We start from the raw sequence: 19181 nt of genomic DNA, 5'->3' as shown, positions 1-19181 counted from the left end.
CTATCCTAGCTTTTACTCAGGAAACACTAACTTGAAGGATTGTTGCTGTTCGGAAGAGTACTTCAGTCCTAGGTGAGCGGCGGTCCGCAAATTCACGGCTAACTGCAAATCTTTCAACGCGGAAAATTTTTGTGATTTGGGAGTGTTGGCCAACTCGTTAACCATGCCTGCCAGACGTTGGCCGAGTTTAAAATTATTCGGATAAGTCGAAAATAACGCCCCCCGCTTTGCATGCGAAGGTTTACTTGAAAACACGACGACTTCGTTTGACCAAGCTTTTTCTAAAATGATGGGTAGAGTCACTTTGTCATGAGAGGAGACTCGGTCGACCGGCAACCAAATGGCATCGTTTTTTGAAATATTCGAATCAAACAAGTTGGTATAAAAAGCAATGGCATCTGCAGTATTAGCGACCATTTTAGCGTTAAAATTTAGATTTCTTTCATTGGCCGCAATTTGCGCAAGATCAATAATCCAAGCGCTTCTCGCACTATAAGCTACATGAATAGTTTTCACTTCAGGTGCAACTAGCCTTAAATAATCAAATAGATTGGCCGGCTCAGAAATAAGACTGATACCAGAGACACCATTAGGCGAAAACGGTAGTGCGCCGCTGACTGCGCTAATATCACTCGGTAACTGTTTAGCCAACTGATATCCAATTCGTCCCAGGGCGATAACTTGGTTAATTTCTTCTTGCTTTAACTCAGCAACAATTTCATTAATATCGAATTTTTTATCGAGTATTTGCTCAATGATTTCATGCTCACTGTCGGAGCGGACCCCGTCAATAATTTCACGATAAATGGAGTGGTAAGGTTCTTTTGATTGCGGATAAAAAACCGCGATCTTCGAAGATGCCTGAGCGAAGGATGAACTCCCCATTAACAGAATAGCGCAAAATAAACCTATTCTTAACAAGAAAAATACCTTCTTTAATTGTTTAATGGCTAGGTTTAAGTATACAGGTTATTGTTAATTATCAAAGAATTAGTTTCGCTTTCGAACTAAGACTTGAATCGAGAATTATTTGAAGGAAGTATAAAGAAATTGGTCGGAGCGAGAGGATTTGAACCTCCGACCACTTGCACCCCATGCAAGTGCGCTACCAGGCTGCGCCACGCTCCGATTGAAAATAAACTCTTGGGTTCTCACCACTCGAGTGAGCGGGAATCTTACCGTATTTTGACAAGTTTGCAAGCGATAGATGAACTATCGCTCATATAACTTTTAACAATCTAACTTAGTGTTTAAGAATTTTTAGAACGTCTTCAAGCTCATCGATGATTGCTTGAATAACTTGACCATTGGCACCGCCATTATCAGCCGTTTCTAACTGTTGGCGTGCACCGCCGATAGTAAAACCTTGGTCGTAGAGTAACTCACGAATTTCACGAATAACCAGTACATCATCGCGTTGATAATAACGTCTATTGCCTCGCCTTTTCACGGGTTTCAACTGAGGAAACTCTTGCTCCCAGTAACGCAGAACATGAGGTTTAACCAAACAAAGCTCGCTCACTTCACCTATTGTAAAGTAGCGTTTGTCTGGGATGGGTAATAGTTCGTTATTATTACTTGCTTCCAGCATAGGCCTCTACTCGGGCTTTCAATTTTTGACCAGGGCGAAAAGTAACCACGCGTCTTGCGCTGATTGGAATCTCTTCGCCTGTTTTTGGATTACGTCCAGGACGTTGCTTCTTATCGCGCAGATCAAAGTTACCAAACCCGGAAAGCTTGACCTGACGGTTACTTGCCAAAGAGTTACGAATTTCTTCGTAAAACCCTTCGACCATTTCTTTCGCTTCCCGTTTGTTTAAACCCAAATCTTCAAACAAACGCTCAGCCATATCTGCTTTTGTAAGTGCCATCGCTAATCCCTCAAAACTGCATCCAGTTTTTCTGTTAACGCTGAAATTATTCTTTCTAAGGTTTTATTTATTTCGGCTTCTTTAAAAGTGCGGTCCGAACGCTGGAGGCTAAAGCCAATAGCAACACTTTTATATCCGGGCTCTATACCCTTACCGCGATAAATATCGAATATCACTATATTATTTAGCCAATGTTTGGCCGTTTGTCCAATTAAATCAACAATTTGCGAAGATGTCACGCTTTCTTTTACTAAAATTGCAATATCTCGACGAATGGCCGGAAACTTGGACAGAGGGTTAAAAGCAGGCAATTTGCGGCCTAGAACCCGTTTTAGGTCTAATTCAAAGACAAATACCGCTTCATCAATATCAAACTCCTTTTGAGTCTGCGGGTGCAATTTACCGATGAATCCGCACTCGACGCCATTTCTTAAGATTTTCGCGGTTTGTCCAGGGTGAAGACCGTCACGCTGCGATGCAACAAACTCAAATTGGTCACTCGCGGCAGTTAACGCAAAAATAGCCTCTAAATCCCCTTTGAGATCAAAGAAATCGACCTTGTCATTGGCCGCTTCCCAGTTTTCCGTGTATCGACGCCCGCAAATAGCCCCAGCAATAACAGGCACTTGTGCCAAACCTTCTTCACCAGGAACAAACTTTAGACCAGTTTCAAATAACCGGATTAAGTCATTTTGACGCTTTTGGTTGTATTCGACGGCTTTTAACAAGCCAGGCCAAATGGAGGTTCTCATTACGCCCAACTCTGATGAGATAGGGTTAAGTAACGGTAATGGCTCGACGCCTGGATCAATTAATTGTTGAGAATCTTTGTCGATGAACGAATATGTGATCGCTTCTTGGTATCCTCTTCCGGCTAGTAGTCGGCCAATTTGCAATTTTTGTAAGCGGTTTTCTGGCTGACGTATCATTGCCATTTCTGCGACCGGCTTTCGACTTGGGACATTGTTATATCCATAAACACGTACCAGCTCTTCGATTAGATCAGCTTCAATGGCGATATCAAAGCGACGACTGGGAATAGCAACCAGCCACCCCTCTTCGTCCGCAGAAAGCGTCATGCCAAGACGAGAAAGTATGTCCTCGACTTGCTCTTCACTCATCTGAATGCCGAGCAATCGTTCGATACGCGCACTTCTGAGTTTGACGGAACGCGGTTTAGGGAAATGTTCAGGATCAATCTGATCGACAATAGGGCCCGCTTGGCCACCCACTATTTCAAGTAATAATTCGGTGGCTCTTTCAATGGTTTTTGCGCACAAATCATAGTCAACACCTCGTTCAAAGCGATGCGAAGCATCGGTATGCATACCATAGCTCCTCGCTTTACCGGCAATATCAATCGGATCCCAGTGGGCGGCTTCTAACAACAGATCAGTTGTTTTTTCATTAATTCCAGAAAACTTACCGCCCATGATTCCGGCCATAGACAAGGCTTTTTTATCGTCTGCAACAACCAGCGTGTCATCACGCAATTCAAGCTCCGTATCATCGAGCATTGTTAATTTTTCACCGGCTTTAGCGTAACGAACTTCTATTGCGCCCTCGAGATTATTAAGATCAAATGCATGCATGGGGTGCCCAAGTTCAAGCATGACATAGTTGGTGACATCAACAACCGGATCGATTGAGCGGATATCACTCGCTAATAACCTCGCTTTCATCCACTCTGGTGTCTCTGCATTGATGTCGACACCTTTCATCACTCGTGCAACAAAGCGAGGATTCGCCTGCGGTGCACTTAATTTAATCTCAACAGTATCGTTGATAGTTGCAGGGATTGTTTTAATTTCAACGGGATTTACTTCTGTTTGAGTCAATACGCCAACTTCTGTTGCGATACCTTTGATCCCCAGACAGTCCCCTCGATTAGGAGTTAAATCAATGTCAATCGCAGTGTCTTTAAGACCGAGGTGGTCGACTAACTGGGTGCCTATCTCCGCGGCTTCATTTAGCTCAATTATGCCATCATGATCATCAGACAATTCTAATTCTTTTCCAGAACATAACATTCCAAAAGAATGAACGCCGCGTAGCTTAGCTTTTTTGATCTTAAAGTCGCCTGGTAAGGTACAGCCAATAGTTGCTACCGCTACCTTAATCCCTTCGCGAGCATTAGGCGCCCCACAAATAATTTGTAAGTTTTCATCTGCGCCGACATTCACACTACAAACTTGCAGTTTATCGGCTTCTGGGTGACGCTCTGCTTTCTCTATTTGACCGACAAGGATACCTGCCAACTCTGCACCTAACGCTTCGGTGCCATCAACCTCAAGGCCCGCCATCGTTAGCGTAGCGACCAATTCTTCAGTTGTGATATCAGGATTAACCCAAGTTCTTAACCAATTTTCACTAATTTTCATTCTTTTGTTTTCCAGAAATTATCGGAGGGCATCCCCCTCTCCCAACCCCTCTACTACTGGCGAGGGTATTTTCTCTTTAATCGTTTATCGCTTTTTGCGCTCAGCGCTTGAAGATTAATTAAACTGCTTTAAAAATCGCAAGTCATTCTCGAAGAACAAGCGCAAATCGTTCACGCCATAGCGCAGCATCGTCATGCGTTCGACGCCCATACCAAATGCATAACCAGTATATTCTTCGCTGTCGATCCCAGCAGACTCAAGCACATTCGGGTGCACCATACCTGAGCCTAGAATCTCTAACCAACCAGTATGACTGCAGACTCGGCAACCTTTACCTGAGCACATAACACACTCGATATCCACTTCTGCCGATGGTTCTGTAAACGGGAAATAAGACGGTCTGAAACGAACCGCGAGATTGTCGTTTTCAAAGAAGTGTTTCAAAAACTCGTCCAAAACACCTTTGAGATCAGAAAATGAAGTAGTTTTATCTACCAGCAACCCTTCAACCTGATGAAACATTGGCGTGTGAGTCAAATCCGAGTCACAACGGTATACTCGACCTGGTGCAATGATGCGCACAGGGGGTGAGGTTTTTTCCATTGTGCGGATTTGCACTGGTGAAGTGTGTGTTCTCAACAGATCACCATTACCAAAATAAAAAGTATCATGCATCGCTCTTGCGGGGTGATGCCCTGGAATATTCAAGGCCTCAAAGTTGTGGAAATCATCTTCCACCTCAGGGCCTTCTTCGACACCAAAACCGATTTGTGCAAAGTAATTGACTATTCGCTCGAGAGTACGATTAACGGGATGTAAACCGCCCACTTGTGAGTTGCGTCCAGCTAAGGTGACATCAACCGACTCACTCGACAACTGATCTTGAATTGCTGCCGCTTCAAAACTTGTTTTTCGTTCATCAAGGGCAGCTTGAATTGCTTTTTTGGCTTTATTGATGGCAGCACCGGCAAGTGGTCTTTCTTCGGCAGGCAAACTGCCAAGTGATTTTAGTTGCGACGTTAACTCGCCCTTTTTACCCAAAAAGTCGACTTTAACCTGTTCTAGAGATTGCATATCAGCTGCATCAGCCACCGCTGTGAGTCCACGATTTAAGAGTTCGTCTATTTTTTCTGACATTTAACTTGTCCGGTTAATTTGGTTTTATGTGTTTCAGTGATTACTTATTCTATTTTACCTTTCCAGCAAAACACCCACTCAAGAAAGGTCTATCTATATTCTATTGATCGTTCGAAACGTTTCGAGATTAATAAAAAATCGGTATTAATAAAAAACGATTTTAATAAAAAAAGGGAAGGACAATAGCCCTTCCCTTTAATCGACTGTTTCTAAGCCACTGAGATAGTTTTAGCTATTTCAGTCAGCTTTAAATCAGCTAGCGCTTAAGCAAGAGCAGCTTTTGCTTTTTCAACCAAAGCAGCAAAGGCGGCTTTGTCAAAAACAGCAATGTCAGCCAAGATTTTACGGTCGATAGCGATTGACGCTTTCTTCAGGCCGTTAATGAATTGGCTGTATGACATACCGTTAACACGAGCTTCAGCGTTGATACGTTGGATCCACAAAGCGCGGAACTGACGCTTACGCTGTTTACGGTCACGGTAAGCATATTGAGCAGCTTTAATTACAGCTTGCTTCGCTACACGGTAAACACGGCTACGTGCTCCGTAGTAACCTTTAGCGGCTTTTAAAACTTTCTTATGACGCTTATGGGCGGTCACACCACGTTTTACTCTAGGCATTCTTTAATTCTCCCATTCTTACGCGTAAGGAATCATACGATCCAATTGTGCTACATCAGCAGGTGCTACCATCTCCATGTTACGAAGATGACGCTTACGCTTAGAGCTCTTTTTAGTAAGAATGTGGCGACGATGCGACTGAGCGTGCTTGTATCCACCTTTACCTGTTTTTTTGAAGCGCTTTGACGCGCCACTATCAGATTTAATTTTTGGCATTTCTCTTTTACCTCAAATGTCAGCTGTAGGTCGCAATTTGAATGGAGTTTAAATTAACTACAAACTATGCCGTTTGTTACCTAACAGTGTTAATAAAAAGAAGACCAGGATAAATCGTGGTCTTCTCACCAGCTCTTACAGGGTTGCCAAAAACCTTGCAGGAGCAAAGCAGATTGCGATTTCTCGTTACTGCTTATTCTCTTCAAGAGAAGCGACTGACTTCTCTTTGACCCTCAATCTACGAGAAGGTCTTAAAACATTGCTACTTATTTAGTAGCCGGGCGACCAATGCCTGTGGCTACTTCTTACTGCTTATTTCTTCTTTTTAGGCGCGATAACCATGATCATCTGGCGCCCTTCTAGTTTTGGTCGGGCTTCGACTTCGCCAAATTCTGCCAAGTCTTTCTCGACTCTGCCGAGTAACTCCATGCCCAACTCTTTGTGAGCCATTTCACGACCGCGGAATCTTACCGTAATTTTGGTCTTATCGCCATCAGTTAAAAATTGAGTCAGTTTTCTCAATTTGACATTGTAATCACCAATATCGGTCCCTGGCCTAAACTTAATCTCTTTAACGTGAACGATGGTTTGTTTTTTCTTTGCAGCCGCTTTGGCTTTTTTCTGCTCAAAAACGAATTTACCATAGTCCATGATTTTGCAAACAGGCGGCTCAGCCTGTGGCGAAATCTCTACCAAATCCAGCTTAGCATCATCTGCTGCTTGTTGTGCTTCTCTGTTAGAAACAATGCCGATAGCACCACCATCTGGCCCGATTAATCTTACCTCTGGTGCGGTAATTTCCTCGTTTATACTAGCGCGTTGCTCTCTTTGCCCCGCTTTTGGTCTTGGTCTTTTAATGTGTAATTTCCTCTACTATTTAAACAATATGCATGAGTCTTATACGAGTAAACTCTCAGTTAAGCGCATATTTTACCACTACGCCAACTCGAATTACTCAGATTTATTCCTCATAGCGTCCTTTTTGCTCAATTCCGGCCTGCAAATGAGCAGCGAAATCCTCTAAAGACAACGAGCCTAAATCTTTTCCACCACGCGTTCTCACGGAAAGCGTGCCGGACTCCACCTCTTTGTCGCCAGCAACGAGCAAGAATGGCACACGTTGTAAAGTGTGCTGGCGAATTTTAAAGCCGATTTTCTCGTTTCTCAAGTCCGAATTTACTCTAAACCCTTGAGAATTCAAATATTTCGCACATTTTTTGACATAATCGCTCTGTTTATCAGTAATATTCATAATTACCGCTTGATTTGGCGATAACCACGGCGGGAATTTGCCCGCATATTCTTCTATCAAAATGCCGATAAATCGTTCCAACGATCCTAATACAGCGCGATGGATCATTACCGGGATCTTCTTGTCACCCTCTTCTGAAACATATTCAGCGCCTAATCTACCGGGCATTGAAAAATCAAGCTGAACCGTACCACATTGCCACACGCGATCTAAGCAGTCTCTCAAAGCAAACTCAATTTTAGGGCCGTAGAAAGCGCCTTCTCCAGGTTGCAATTCATATTCGATATCTTTCGATACTAATGCGTCAGCTAACGCTTTTTCAGATTGATCCCAAATCGCATCATCACCAACCCGTTTTTCTGGGCGGGTTGATAATTTGATTTCTATCTTATCGAAACCAAAATCAGCATATACTGCGTAAATCATGTCAATGAGTTTGCTGACTTCCTCTTGTATTTGCGCTTCGGTACAGAAAACATGGGCATCATCTTGAGTGAAACCGCGCACACGCATCAAGCCGTGCAATGCGCCGGATGGTTCATTCCGGTGACAGGAGCCAAACTCTGCGATTTTGAGTGGTAAATCACGATAAGACTTAAGTCCTTGATTATAAATTAAAATATGGCCAGGACAATTCATTGGTTTTACTGCATAGGTTCGGTTTTCCGACTCAGTTGTAAACATATCGTCTTTGAACTTATCCCAGTGACCGGACTTTTCCCACAATGAACGATCGAGCACTTGCGGTGCTTTAACCTCTTGGTAATCATTATCGCGAAGAACTTGGCGAATATAAGTTTCCAATTCCTTAAAAATAGTCCATCCATCATTGTGCCAAAACACCATGCCGGGTGACTCTTCTTGGAAATGAAACAAGCTTAAGGCTTTACCGATTTTTCGATGATCGCGCTTTTCTGCCTCTTCCAATCGATGAAGGTATTTTTTGAGATCTTTTTTGTTCGCCCAGGCTGTACCATAAACACGCTGGAGCATTTCGTTGTTCGAATCACCGCGCCAGTATGCACCCGCTAATTTCATCAATTTGAAAGCCTTAATACGCCCCGTGCTGGGTACATGAGGACCTCGACATAAATCGATGAAATCACCTTGACGATACAATGAAAGTTCTTCCCCTGCAGGAATACTAGAAATAATCTCAGCTTTGTACTCTTCACCCATATCGCGGAAAAACTTAACCGCTTCGTCCCTTTCCATTGTAGTTCTCTCGACCGGAAGGTCTTTTTTAACGATTTCAGCCATCTTGTCTTCAATCGCCACTAAATCATCGGGTGTAAATGGACGCGAGAAAGCAAAGTCATAATAAAAGCCATCATCAATCACGGGGCCGATAGTAACTTGAGCTTTTGGAAAAATGGCTTGAGTCGCTTGCGCTAATAAATGCGCACAAGAGTGGCGAATCACTTCCAAACCCTCGGCATCACGGTCGGTGATCAAAGACAACTCAGCATCGGTGTCGATGATGTAGCTGGTATCAACCAACTGACCATCAACCTTACCTGCCAAAGCAGCTTTGGCAAGACCTGGACCTATGTCGGCAGCAACTTGATACACAGTCACTGCATTATCGAATTCTCTTTGACTACCGTCAGGAAGCGTAATTACAGGCATTTCTTTAATTTAACCTTGTTTCTTCGGTTTAATCATCAATTAAACCACGATTGAAAATATTTTAGTCGACTGAAAAAGCACGAAAAGCACCTTATCGGTGCTTTTGCTTCAGAAGCTTGATTTTATCCATAAAAATTAGGCGGATAATAGCTAATACCAGTATATAAAGCAATGAATCTTAAGGGGATTAGCGTTAAAGATTGGAGTATAAAGGAACAGAGATTTTGAGTTGAGATTAAAAAGGAATAAAAGTTGCGAGGTTGTAAATTCAAACCTCGCTATTTGGCTCTAATTTGGATAACGCCTGTTACTTGATGTACCCCATATTCTCAAGCTTGAGGATGATACGCTGAGCAGCTTCATCAGGCGTGCAGTCGACGGTATCAATTCTTAACTCTGGGTTTTCCGGTGTTTCATAAGGGTCACTGATACCTGTAAACTCTTTGATGATGCCTTCTCTTGCCTTAGCATAAAGACCTTTACGATCGCGAGATTCGCACACTTCCAAGCTGGTCGCCACATGAATCTCAACAAATCCGCCCAAGGGTTCTATCATTTCTCGAACATGCCGGCGAGTCGCTTTGTAAGGTGCGATAGGCGCACAGATAGCAATCCCCCCGTTTTTAGTAATTTCGCTCGCGACGTAGCCTATCCGTTGGATGTTTAAGTTACGATGCTCTTTTGAAAAACCGAGTTCGCTCGACAAATGTTTCCGAACCACATCCCCATCGAGTAAGGTAATTGAACGGTCTCCCATTTCCATCAGTTTTGTTAACAGTGCATTAGCGATGGTAGATTTACCGGACCCAGATAGGCCGGTGAAAAACACTGTTAAGCCTTGCTTGTGACGCGCGGGGTAACGCTTGCGAAGTTCCGAAACGACTTCCTTGTACGAAAACCACTCGGGAATATCCAAGCCTTCTTGTAATCGACGTCGGAATTCAGTCCCAGAAATATTCAGTACGGTTTGTCCTTCTTGAATATTGTCGATAGGCTCATATTCAGCTTTTTCTTCGACATACACCATCATTTGAAATGGAACCATTTCAATGCCAAGCTCATCTTTGAATTCGTTCATCAAATCTTGCGCATCATAAGGACCGTAGAAATCATTGCCATTTGAATCTTTTCCTGGTCCTGCATGGTCACGCCCAACAATAAAATGGGTACATCCATAATTCTTACGGATTATCGCGTGCCAAACCGCTTCACGTGGTCCCCCCATGCGCATGGCTAACGGTAATAAACTGAGCATAGTGGTTTGATCTGGATACTTTTTAACGATGTGCTCATAACAGCGAACGCGACTGAAGTGATCAATATCCCCAGGTTTAGTCATACCAACCACCGGTTGAATCAATAAGTTAGCCTCAACCTGTTTTGCGGCACGAAAAGTGAGCTCTTGATGCGCTCGGTGCATTGGATTTCGAGTTTGGAAAGCGACGACTTTATTCCAACCCCACTTATGAAATTTTTGTTGTAACTCTGCGGGGCTATCTCTTAAAGTCTTAAAGTCATAGTGACTCGGATCACTGACTCCCTTTAATTGCCCCCCAATGTAATAATCACCCGCAACATTATGCAAATAACTCACAGCCGGATGAGCATCATCATCGCTACCAAAAACCTTTATCGCTTCATTACTTTTGTTGGGTTTCCACTTATCTGAAACAGTGATTATCGCAATAATTACTCCTTCTTCGTCACGCAAGGCAATCTCTTGACCCACGGTTACATCGCTCGCAAATGCTTCTGAAACATCCAGAGTAATCGGCATAGGCCAAAGTGTTCCATCAGCTAACCGCATATCATCAACAACTGAGTTATAGTCAGCTTCTGACATAAAACCTTCGAGTGGAGAGAATCCTCCATTGAGTAGAAGTTCGATATCACATATTTGACGATGGGTTAAATCCCAAGAGGCCAGTTCCTTGGCGCTTTCCTTTGCTTGTTTTGCTTCGTTCAAAGACAAATAAAGATCTTTGAGCTCCCCACCATGGGCACGATATTCAATCTGCATTTCCTTGATTTCCAATTTGTTGTAATGATTAAAAAACGGGCGAATTTTACCACAGCCAGTCTATTTTGCCTTATTAAAATGAATAATTTGTTGCTATGTAGTTATAACCAAACAATTCGCGTAAACTACGCCGCAATGTCCCGCAGTAAAAAAAATCCATGTTGAAATCTCTGTTAACTTCCTATGTTATCTTTTGGCGCGTAAGCTTTTGGGTAGTGATAGCTTTATTGTTGTACTTGACCATTATACCTAAACCACCACAACCAATTAACCTCCCACAGATCGATAAGATTTACCACTGCCTTGCGTTTGCCGGCACAACCTTTTTGATGCTTGCGGCCTACGGGAAACTGAAACACCTGTGGATTGTTATAATTGCAACAACCTTAGGTATTGTGATAGAAATCATCCAGTATTTTGTCCCTGGGAGAGGCTTCAGTATTGCCGATATGCTGGCCGATTTTATTGGCGTTCTTTTAGGTTTTGCCTTATTCAAATTCCTAACCAAATAAAAAAGATGTATTGCTGACTGTAGAGCTTCCCTTAAATAGCCAAAATCTAAAAACAAAAAAGCGGAGACAACTCCGCTTTCTCTAGCTCTTATTTTCGTATTTAGAATCTAGCACTTAGAACTTCATTCTTAGAATCCGTCACTTAGAACTTTTTTCTTTAAGTTTTAATTAAGCTCTACCGTAATTGTCTTCCAATCGAACAATATCATCTTCCCCTAAGTAGGAGCCAGTCTGAACTTCAATTAGCTCTAGCGGTACTTTACCGGGGTTTTCTAATGCATGAACCTGGCCAATTGGAATATAAGTTGATTCGTTTTCTGAGACTAAAAATGTTTTATCACCATTAGTAACATTTGCAGTACCAGAAACCACTACCCAATGCTCAGCCCGGTGATGATGCATTTGCACGCTTAGTTTAGAGCCAGGATTAACAGTGATCCGTTTTACTTGGTAACGGTCACCCATATCGATGGAATCGTATTTGCCCCAAGGACGATAAACTTCGCGATGAATTTTCCACTCTTCTCGATTGGCAGCTTTTAATTTCTCAACGAGCTTTTTAACGTTTTGGACTTTGCTTTTGTCCGCAACCAAAACTGTATCTTTCGTATCAACAACTACAACATCTTCTAGGCCTAAAATTGAAACTAAACGGTCCTCAGCATGAACTAAACAGTTCTTAGAATCTTCAGTTAAAACATCACCCAATACTCGGTTGCCGTTTTCATCTTTTTCGCTAACATCCCAAATCGCCGACCAGGAACCAATATCACTCCAACCAGCATCCATAGGAACAACGACGGCGTCTGAAGTTTTTTCCATGACAGCATAATCGATTGACTCCGACGGACATTTTGCGAAAAGGGCTTCGTCGATACGAATAAAATCTAAGTCTTCATAGGCACCATCAATGCACGGCTCGCACGCTGAAAGGATTTCTGGGAAATGCGTATTTAGCTCTTCTAAATAACGGCTTGCCTTAAACATAAACATACCGCTATTCCAATAGTATTCACCAGTATCTATATATTGTTGCGCCTTCTCAGCATCTGGCTTTTCGACAAACTTATCAACTTTAAAGCCATCACCAATGTCTTCACCACGGTGAATATAACCATATCCCGTTTCAGGCTTATCGGCGACAATACCAAAAGTCACAAGCTGACCATCATTGGCGTATTGAGTCGCTTTTTCTACAGCAGATTCGAAAGCTTTCACGTTTTGAATAACATGGTCAGCAGCCAGTATAAGCAACAATGGATCATTTCCATCTTTAGTGGCTTTGAGTGCCGCTAGCGCTATGGCTGGCGCAGTATTTCGCCCCATGGGCTCAAGAATAATATCAACAGGTTGGCCCACTTCGCGCATTTGTTCGGCGACGAGAAACCGGTGTTCGCTATTGCAAATAATCAGAGACTTAGTTGCTTTTATGTTTTTAATTCTTTGTGAAGTTTCTTGAAGCATCGTGTTTTGCCCAACGATATTCAAAAATTGCTTGGGGTACAAAGAACGAGAGAGCGGCCACAACCTTGTACCTGACCCTCCAGCCATAATTACGGGTAAAATCATTATATTTCCTAAATAATATTAATATTAATTAAAGCTTAAACTTTTAAATTCGATGTAGCTTCATCCCTAAGCTTTCGATGTCACTTCTGGGTAAGATTCCTTTAATATCGAATAAGGTACCGTCGTCTTTTAACATGCTTTGATAATCATAAGCAGTTAAAGCTTTATATTGTTTGTGAGCCACTGCGACTACAACAAGATCACACTTATTGACTTGGTTCAATGATGAAAGCTCAACACCGTATATCTGCTTCGCTTCATTAGAATCAGCCATTGCGTCGGTTACAATCGGTTCAATTCCGTAACCCTTAAATGCCTCTACAAGGTCTTTAACTTTCGAATTTCTCAAATCTGGACAGTCTTCTTTGAAGGTCAAACCGAGTATTGCGACTTTGGCGCCTTTAATCTTTTTATCATCCAATATCATCTGCTTAACGCATCTTTCGGCGATAAAATGCCCCATGTTATCATTGACTCTGCGTCCAGATTGAATAACTTCCGGTCTATAACCGACTCTTTCTGACTTGTAAGTCAAATAATATGGATCGACACTAATGCAGTGCCCGCCAACTAATCCGGGTCTAAATGGTAGAAAATTCCATTTTGTACCTGCCGCTTCGAGGACGTCTAAAGTATCGATTCCCAAACGTTCGAAAATGACTGCAAGCTCGTTCATTAGGGCTATATTGAGATCTCGCTGGGTATTTTCAATTACTTTCGCAGCCTCAGCTACTTTGATTGTTGGAGCTTTGTGAATGCCGGCCTTTACAACACTTGAATACACATCAGCGATAATATCTAATGACTCTTCATCCATACCTGAAACGATTTTTAGAATCTTGGTGAAAGTCCTCTCTTTATCGCCAGGATTAATTCGCTCAGGAGAATACCCTACCTTAAAGTCAACGCCACACTTTAAGCCAGACTCTCGCTCTAAAATGGGCACGCAGTCTTCTTCAGTAGCACCAGGGTAAACAGTCGATTCGAAAACTACGATATCGCCTTTTTTGAGCTGCTTACCTATGGTCTCTGAGGCGGAAAGCATCGGCGTCAAGTCTGGTTGATTAGCTATATTAATGGGTGTGGGGACAGCGACTATATGGAAATCTGCATGTTTTAAATCAGAGGGATTGCAAGTAAACAGAATATCAGAGTTTCTTAATTCCTCAGACTCAACTTCCAAAGTCTTATCTATACCCTGTTTAAGTTCTTCAATTCTAGCATCGCTAAGATCGAAGCCTATAACTTTAGAGCTATTGCCAAAGGCGACAGCGACGGGCAACCCCACATATCCTAGGCCAACAACGGAAATTTTGCGACTCATTATAATTCCTTTTTATTTATGCTCCCCTTAGCTTGGGGTATTCAAGTTCCTACAAAGTGGCGATTATCGCGATTCTCATCGATTAATCAACCAAAATTAAAGAATTTTACTAATTCGTTCAACTCAGCCTTCTGCTGTAAAGTGATTCAGAATTATATATCGACCAAGATATTAGACCAATATTTAGATGTCATTACAAAAAATTACAACTCTCTTAAAGTTTTTGTCATCTATTTGTGGAATCCTACGTTTCAAATTACAAACCTTAGAAAATGAGTCTTTTAGCGTATTTTTTAACTTAAATAGCTAAAAAAGTTGGCGTTTTCTTGTTTTTATAACTAGTCTACGTATAATCTGCCCGAAATCGAAAAGCGCTAATAAATACATGGACTTATTCGAGTAAAACTAAAGGATACGCGATGGGCGACTTGTCTCCATTTTTTGACAGTTTATTTTCTCCTTATCTATTTTTAGCATTGCTAATATCTTTAGCGGTAATTCCATTATACCGACGTCTTGCTATTAAATATGATTTAGTCGATCATCCAGGAGGACGAAAGCAGCACGCTATGCCAGTTCCTCTAGTTGGAGGACTAGCTATTATAACGGCTAGTCTAGCATCCATCTATCTATGGGGGTTTTCAAAAGGCCATGAAGGACTCGTTTTTAGCTGCGGTGGGTTGTTCCTAATTGGTTTTATTGACGACAAATATGATATAAGTGCCGCGCTCAGACTCATTGCACAAACAACGCTTGTGGCGGTCGCACTTTACTTGGATGATGTCTGGTTAACTCAAATTGCGCTCACGAAAGACATTGTCCTTGATTTAGGCGTTTTCGCCTATCCGCTAACTGTTGTAGCGGTATTGGCTCTAATTAATGCGGTCAATATGCTTGATGGTCTAGACGGCTTATCATCCGGCATCGTTTTGATTACATTAGGCTTCATCATCAGCGTTGCAAGCGCTGCTTCATTAACCAATGTATCCTTCTTTGCGACTGTATTTTTTGGCGGTGTCCTCGGCTTTTGGGCTTACAATTACCGGTTTTCTTGGCGAGAGAGAGCATCTGTTTTTATGGGCGATTCAGGCACGATAGTGCTTGGATTCGTTCTTCCCTATCTCGCTATCAAGCTAGCAATCGAAGCACCTGCTTATGCGCCAAGCTCGATTCTTCTGTGGCTATTCGCGATTCCAATCTGGGATATTTGCGCTGTTATTATAAAAAGAATGAGAGATGGACGGTCTCCGTTGAGTGCGGGCCGAGACCATATACACCACGTCCTTATGCAGGCCGGGCTAACCGTCAGGCACACGCTTCATTTGATTTATCTGCTGACTATCACCACTGTCTCTTTTGGCTTTGCGGCTCAATACTTTGGCTTTTCTCAAATCGAATCATTTGCGGCGTTTTTTATCTTTATGACTTTTTATCTCGGAAGAGTCGGATCATTGTCGCGCAAACCAGTGGCCGAAGTTTATGACTTTAAAACTCATGGAGATAGACGGAAAACACTGACTGACATCGACGCAGAAGTGGTAGAACTGAATTCTAGGAGCAAAACCTTAAGCTGATAGGTATGGGGCAACTCGGATTCACTACAGCCGTAACCTGTTTTGCCAATTCATTTAAATATTAAATCTTCTCAGTGAAATAGAAGATAATAAATGCAGCAGTTGTCTATTTACCTGGTAACTTTATTCCGCCCTATGCCGAAATACTTAAGCCCATGTTGCTCAGCAAGTTGCGGCTGAAGGATATTTCGGCCATCAAATATCGTTTTTGATTTCAAGTGCTCTGCTAACAGTTTGTAATTTGGACTCCAAAACTCTTTCCATTCAGTGCAAATCGCTAGAACTTCAGCGCGTTCTATTGCTTTTAACGACGAATCGACAACACTAACCGAATCAACTTTTTTAAAGTAATCTATCAGTTTTGAACTCGCTTGAACGTCATAGACTTTTACTAAAGCTCCTTGCGCAGTGAGTAACTCAATCAATTTGAGACAAGGTGCATCGTTAATATTTGACGTACCAGGCTTAAAGGCAGCTCCCCAAATCGCGATTGTTTTATTCTCCAATTCACCATTAAAGAATTTCCAAATTTTTCTAAATAACAATTCTTTTTGCCGATCATTGATTCTTAAAACAATATCGAGCAGTCCAAGATCATCATTGCGTTGCCGCAGCTGAGTCGCTACACGTTTAACATTTTGCTCTAGCGCTTTTCCGCCAAACCCACATCCGGGATAAAGATATTCTTGGCCAATCCTCGGATCTAAGCCGATACATTGCCTAACTACATCAATATCAACATCAGTTCTTTCGGCTAAACTCGCCATTTCATTCATAAAACTTAAACGCGTGGCCAACATGGCATGTCCAGCAAAACAAGTAAATTCAGCTTCTTTCGTGGAAACGAATTTTAGAACATTGGTTACTCGATTGAACGGATGAAATAGGCTTTCTACTTTCGCAAGTGATTTAAGATCATCTATTCCAGCGATAATATTTTCCGGTCTTGAAAAATCCTCAAGAGCTCTTCCTTCTCTTATCAATAAAGGAATACAGGCAACAGATACCTCTTCATAATCTTTAAAAAATTTTTGCTTTAGTCCGATTGCTTCACCAATTCTAGAGGGTGAAAGAATTACAAAAATTGATTTACTTACGCAGGAACTATCTCGTAGACACTCGATCTCCGCAATCACATCTGAAGTTTCAGATATGATAACAAAGTCTGTTTCCGCTGGAGCTCGCTTTTCTGAAAGCTCGCTCTTTGCAATCGAGACGATACGACCGCAAGATTTTTGGCGTTGATAAAGTTCAGTTAATCCAGGCTCAGAATTAAATTGAGTTAGCAGGCTTTCTTCGGAAGTAACCCATACTTGATTGCCAACAGAAGCGAGCATCGATGCTGCCACTTTAGCATTTAGGTCTTCTCCCATCACAATGATATTCATGAGTTTGATCCTTTGCCGTTCTTTCCAATTCCTTCTTTGACTAAGTTGATCAAAGTATTGGTTCCATTATCGAATTTTTCTGTCGAAGCGGCATTTTTCAGTTCACTTAAAGTTTCATTTGCCATTATTTTGCCTAGCTCGACGCCCCACTGGTCAAAAGGATTTATTCCCCAAATAGTCGCCATTACAAAAACTTTATGCTCATAAAGGGCGATTAGCTGGCCGAGCGTGTAGGGATTTAACTCAGGAATGAGAATAGTCGTTGAGGTTTGGTCCCCTGGATAAAATTTGTGAGGGTTTGGAAATTGCTTTTTTTCTGATGAATTAGATGCTAACTCATCAAGCGAACCACCTGTCATGAGAGCCCTCGACTGTGCAAAGCAATTTGCGAGCGTCAATAAATGTTGTTCTTGGAGTGACTTCCCGTGTTCGGAATCCTCTTTTGAAAAACGTCTGATTGGTGCGATAAAGTCACTGGTCACTTTCCTTGTGCCTTGATGCATCATCTGATAAAAAGCATGTTGAGCGTTAGGTCCAACTTCCCCCCAAAGCACCGGACAGCTGTCATAATCAATACTTTCGCCTCCTTGTGTGACCGACTTACCATTACTCTCCATTTCCAATTGCATTAGATAGTTAGGTAAATATTTGAGCCGTGCATCATAAGGTAAAATAGCTTGCGCCGGCACACCAAGGAAATTGCTATTCCAAACACCGATGAGTCCCATGAGTACGGGTAAATTTTGAGAAAGCTCTGTCTCAAAAAAATGCTTGTCAATCGAGTGGGCGCCGCTTAGCAACAACTTGAAGTTTTCCATACCCAGTTTAATTGCGATAGTTAAGCCTACGCTCGACCACAATGAATATCGACCGCCGACCCAATCCCAAAGTCTAAGTTGATTATCGGGGTGTATTCCCCACTCACCCATTTTCTCTGCGCTAACAGAAACACCAATAAAATGTTGTTTATCAACAAGTGCTTCATTTGGACAATTTGACATGAGCCACGCTTTTGCTGATGCCGCGTTTGAAAGTGTGTCGATAGTCGAGAAGGACTTTGAAACCAAGACAAACACGGTGGTCTCAGGATTAAGAGTGTTAAAAATATCCGATATCTGCGAACCGTCCATGGTGGAGGCAAAGTGAACTCTAATATTGTTTGGGTAATCGACTTTAAATTCATCAAGCGCTTCACAGACCAACAATGGCCCTAAATCAGAACCACCAACGCCTAAATTGACAATATCTCTGATTGGTTTACCGCTGTATCCCCGCCAGTGACCGTTGGAAAGTTTCTCGACCATCTTATCAATTTTGGAAATTTCTTCCTGCACGGCTAAATTGATATCAATTTGGTCAACGACTAATTCGACACTCGCAGGCAAACGACACGCAGTATGCAGCGCTGGACGATTCTCAGTCGTATTAATTGGCTTGCCCTCGGACAGAGCGGCTATTGAGGATTTTAAATTCGCGGCTTCTGCGAGTGATAGCAGAAGCTCTCGGGTTTTGGAGGTTACTTTTTGTTTGGAAAAGTCGATTAGTAAGTCATCAAACTCATATGAAAAGTCCTCAAACCGAGACTTTAAATCATTTAACTCACCCACTTTTATTCCTTGAATATCTTCAAGCAAATGAGATGTTAATTGTTTCCATTCCTTAGATTCGGAGATTTTCATATCAAATTC

The 19181-nt window shown here is 42.2% G+C and carries 16 protein-coding genes and 1 tRNA gene; 2 read left to right on the top strand and 15 right to left on the bottom strand.

The features are described from left to right. Positions 1-12: 12 nt before the first annotated feature. From FLL45_RS03625 to FLL45_RS03575, 11 genes are all read right to left on the bottom strand, one after another. Positions 13-921, bottom strand: a complete 909-nt coding sequence (locus FLL45_RS03625) for an ABC transporter substrate-binding protein (protein ID WP_142888414.1) — start codon at positions 919-921, stop codon at positions 13-15. Positions 922-1051: 130 nt separating this feature from the next. Next, positions 1052-1128, bottom strand: a tRNA-Pro gene (locus FLL45_RS03620). Positions 1129-1243: 115 nt separating this feature from the next. Beyond that, positions 1244-1591, bottom strand: coding sequence for a MerR family transcriptional regulator (locus tag FLL45_RS03615; protein ID WP_142888413.1), 348 nt, complete (start codon positions 1589-1591; stop codon positions 1244-1246). Beyond that, positions 1575-1871, bottom strand: coding sequence for an integration host factor subunit alpha (gene ihfA / locus FLL45_RS03610; RefSeq protein WP_142888412.1), 297 nt, complete (start codon positions 1869-1871; stop codon positions 1575-1577). Before ihfA ends, FLL45_RS03615 begins: the two co-directional genes overlap by 17 nt. A 2-nt stretch (positions 1872-1873) precedes the next feature. Further along, positions 1874-4252 (bottom strand): phenylalanine--tRNA ligase subunit beta, encoded by a 2379-nt coding sequence (gene pheT / locus FLL45_RS03605; protein ID WP_142888411.1) that lies wholly within the window; start codon positions 4250-4252, stop codon positions 1874-1876. A 114-nt stretch (positions 4253-4366) separates the two neighbouring features. Continuing rightward, positions 4367-5389: a phenylalanine--tRNA ligase subunit alpha gene (gene pheS / locus FLL45_RS03600; RefSeq protein ID WP_142888410.1), complete on the bottom strand. Its 1023-nt coding sequence runs from the start codon at positions 5387-5389 to the stop codon at positions 4367-4369. A 263-nt stretch (positions 5390-5652) separates the two neighbouring features. Continuing rightward, on the bottom strand, positions 5653-6009 hold the full coding sequence (gene rplT, locus FLL45_RS03595) for a 50S ribosomal protein L20 (RefSeq protein ID WP_142888409.1): 357 nt from the start codon (positions 6007-6009) through the stop codon (positions 5653-5655). Between the two features lie 18 nt (positions 6010-6027). After that, the gene (gene rpmI, locus FLL45_RS03590; protein ID WP_142888408.1) at positions 6028-6225 is read right to left on the bottom strand and encodes a 50S ribosomal protein L35; all 198 of its coding nucleotides are present in this window, start codon (positions 6223-6225) and stop codon (positions 6028-6030) included. 312 nt (positions 6226-6537) lie between these two features. Continuing rightward, the gene (infC, locus tag FLL45_RS03585; RefSeq protein WP_142888407.1) at positions 6538-7083 is read right to left on the bottom strand and encodes a translation initiation factor IF-3; all 546 of its coding nucleotides are present in this window, start codon (positions 7081-7083) and stop codon (positions 6538-6540) included. Positions 7084-7186: 103 nt separating this feature from the next. Next, positions 7187-9106, bottom strand: a complete 1920-nt coding sequence (gene thrS / locus FLL45_RS03580) for a threonine--tRNA ligase (RefSeq protein WP_142888406.1) — start codon at positions 9104-9106, stop codon at positions 7187-7189. Positions 9107-9413: 307 nt separating this feature from the next. After that, positions 9414-11126, bottom strand: coding sequence for a bifunctional sulfate adenylyltransferase/adenylylsulfate kinase (locus FLL45_RS03575; RefSeq protein WP_142888405.1), 1713 nt, complete (start codon positions 11124-11126; stop codon positions 9414-9416). A gap of 158 nt (positions 11127-11284) precedes the next feature. Between FLL45_RS03575 and FLL45_RS03570 the strand changes: the two genes are divergently transcribed. Next, positions 11285-11638, top strand: a complete 354-nt coding sequence (locus FLL45_RS03570) for a VanZ family protein (RefSeq protein WP_142888404.1) — start codon at positions 11285-11287, stop codon at positions 11636-11638. A 168-nt stretch (positions 11639-11806) separates the two neighbouring features. Here FLL45_RS03570 and FLL45_RS03565 read toward each other — a convergent pair whose 3' ends face one another. Both FLL45_RS03565 and FLL45_RS03560 read right to left on the bottom strand, forming a co-directional pair. Beyond that, complete coding sequence (locus FLL45_RS03565; RefSeq protein WP_142888403.1) at positions 11807-13207, bottom strand: mannose-1-phosphate guanylyltransferase/mannose-6-phosphate isomerase; 1401 nt, start codon at positions 13205-13207, stop codon at positions 11807-11809. Positions 13208-13250: 43 nt separating this feature from the next. After that, the gene (locus FLL45_RS03560; RefSeq protein WP_142888402.1) at positions 13251-14531 is read right to left on the bottom strand and encodes a nucleotide sugar dehydrogenase; all 1281 of its coding nucleotides are present in this window, start codon (positions 14529-14531) and stop codon (positions 13251-13253) included. Positions 14532-14950: 419 nt separating this feature from the next. Between FLL45_RS03560 and FLL45_RS03555 the strand changes: the two genes are divergently transcribed. Continuing rightward, positions 14951-16105 carry a glycosyltransferase family 4 protein gene (locus FLL45_RS03555; RefSeq protein ID WP_142888401.1) on the top strand — a complete coding sequence of 385 codons (1155 nt, stop codon included), beginning with the start codon at positions 14951-14953 and terminating at the stop codon, positions 16103-16105. A gap of 110 nt (positions 16106-16215) precedes the next feature. On the opposite strand, the gene FLL45_RS03550 is transcribed toward FLL45_RS03555, so the two are convergent. Continuing rightward, positions 16216-17493 carry a nucleotide sugar dehydrogenase gene (locus FLL45_RS03550; RefSeq protein WP_142888400.1) on the bottom strand — a complete coding sequence of 426 codons (1278 nt, stop codon included), beginning with the start codon at positions 17491-17493 and terminating at the stop codon, positions 16216-16218. Beyond that, positions 17490-19172 carry a glucose-6-phosphate isomerase gene (gene pgi, locus FLL45_RS03545; protein WP_142888399.1) on the bottom strand — a complete coding sequence of 561 codons (1683 nt, stop codon included), beginning with the start codon at positions 19170-19172 and terminating at the stop codon, positions 17490-17492. Before pgi ends, FLL45_RS03550 begins: the two co-directional genes overlap by 4 nt. Positions 19173-19181: the final 9 nt, after the last annotated feature.

This window comes from Aliikangiella marina, assembly GCF_007004765.1.
Classification (GTDB): domain Bacteria; phylum Pseudomonadota; class Gammaproteobacteria; order Enterobacterales; family Kangiellaceae; genus Aliikangiella; species Aliikangiella marina.
Note: the sequence above shows the minus strand (reverse complement) of the source record. Positions and strands in the feature narration are given on the sequence as shown.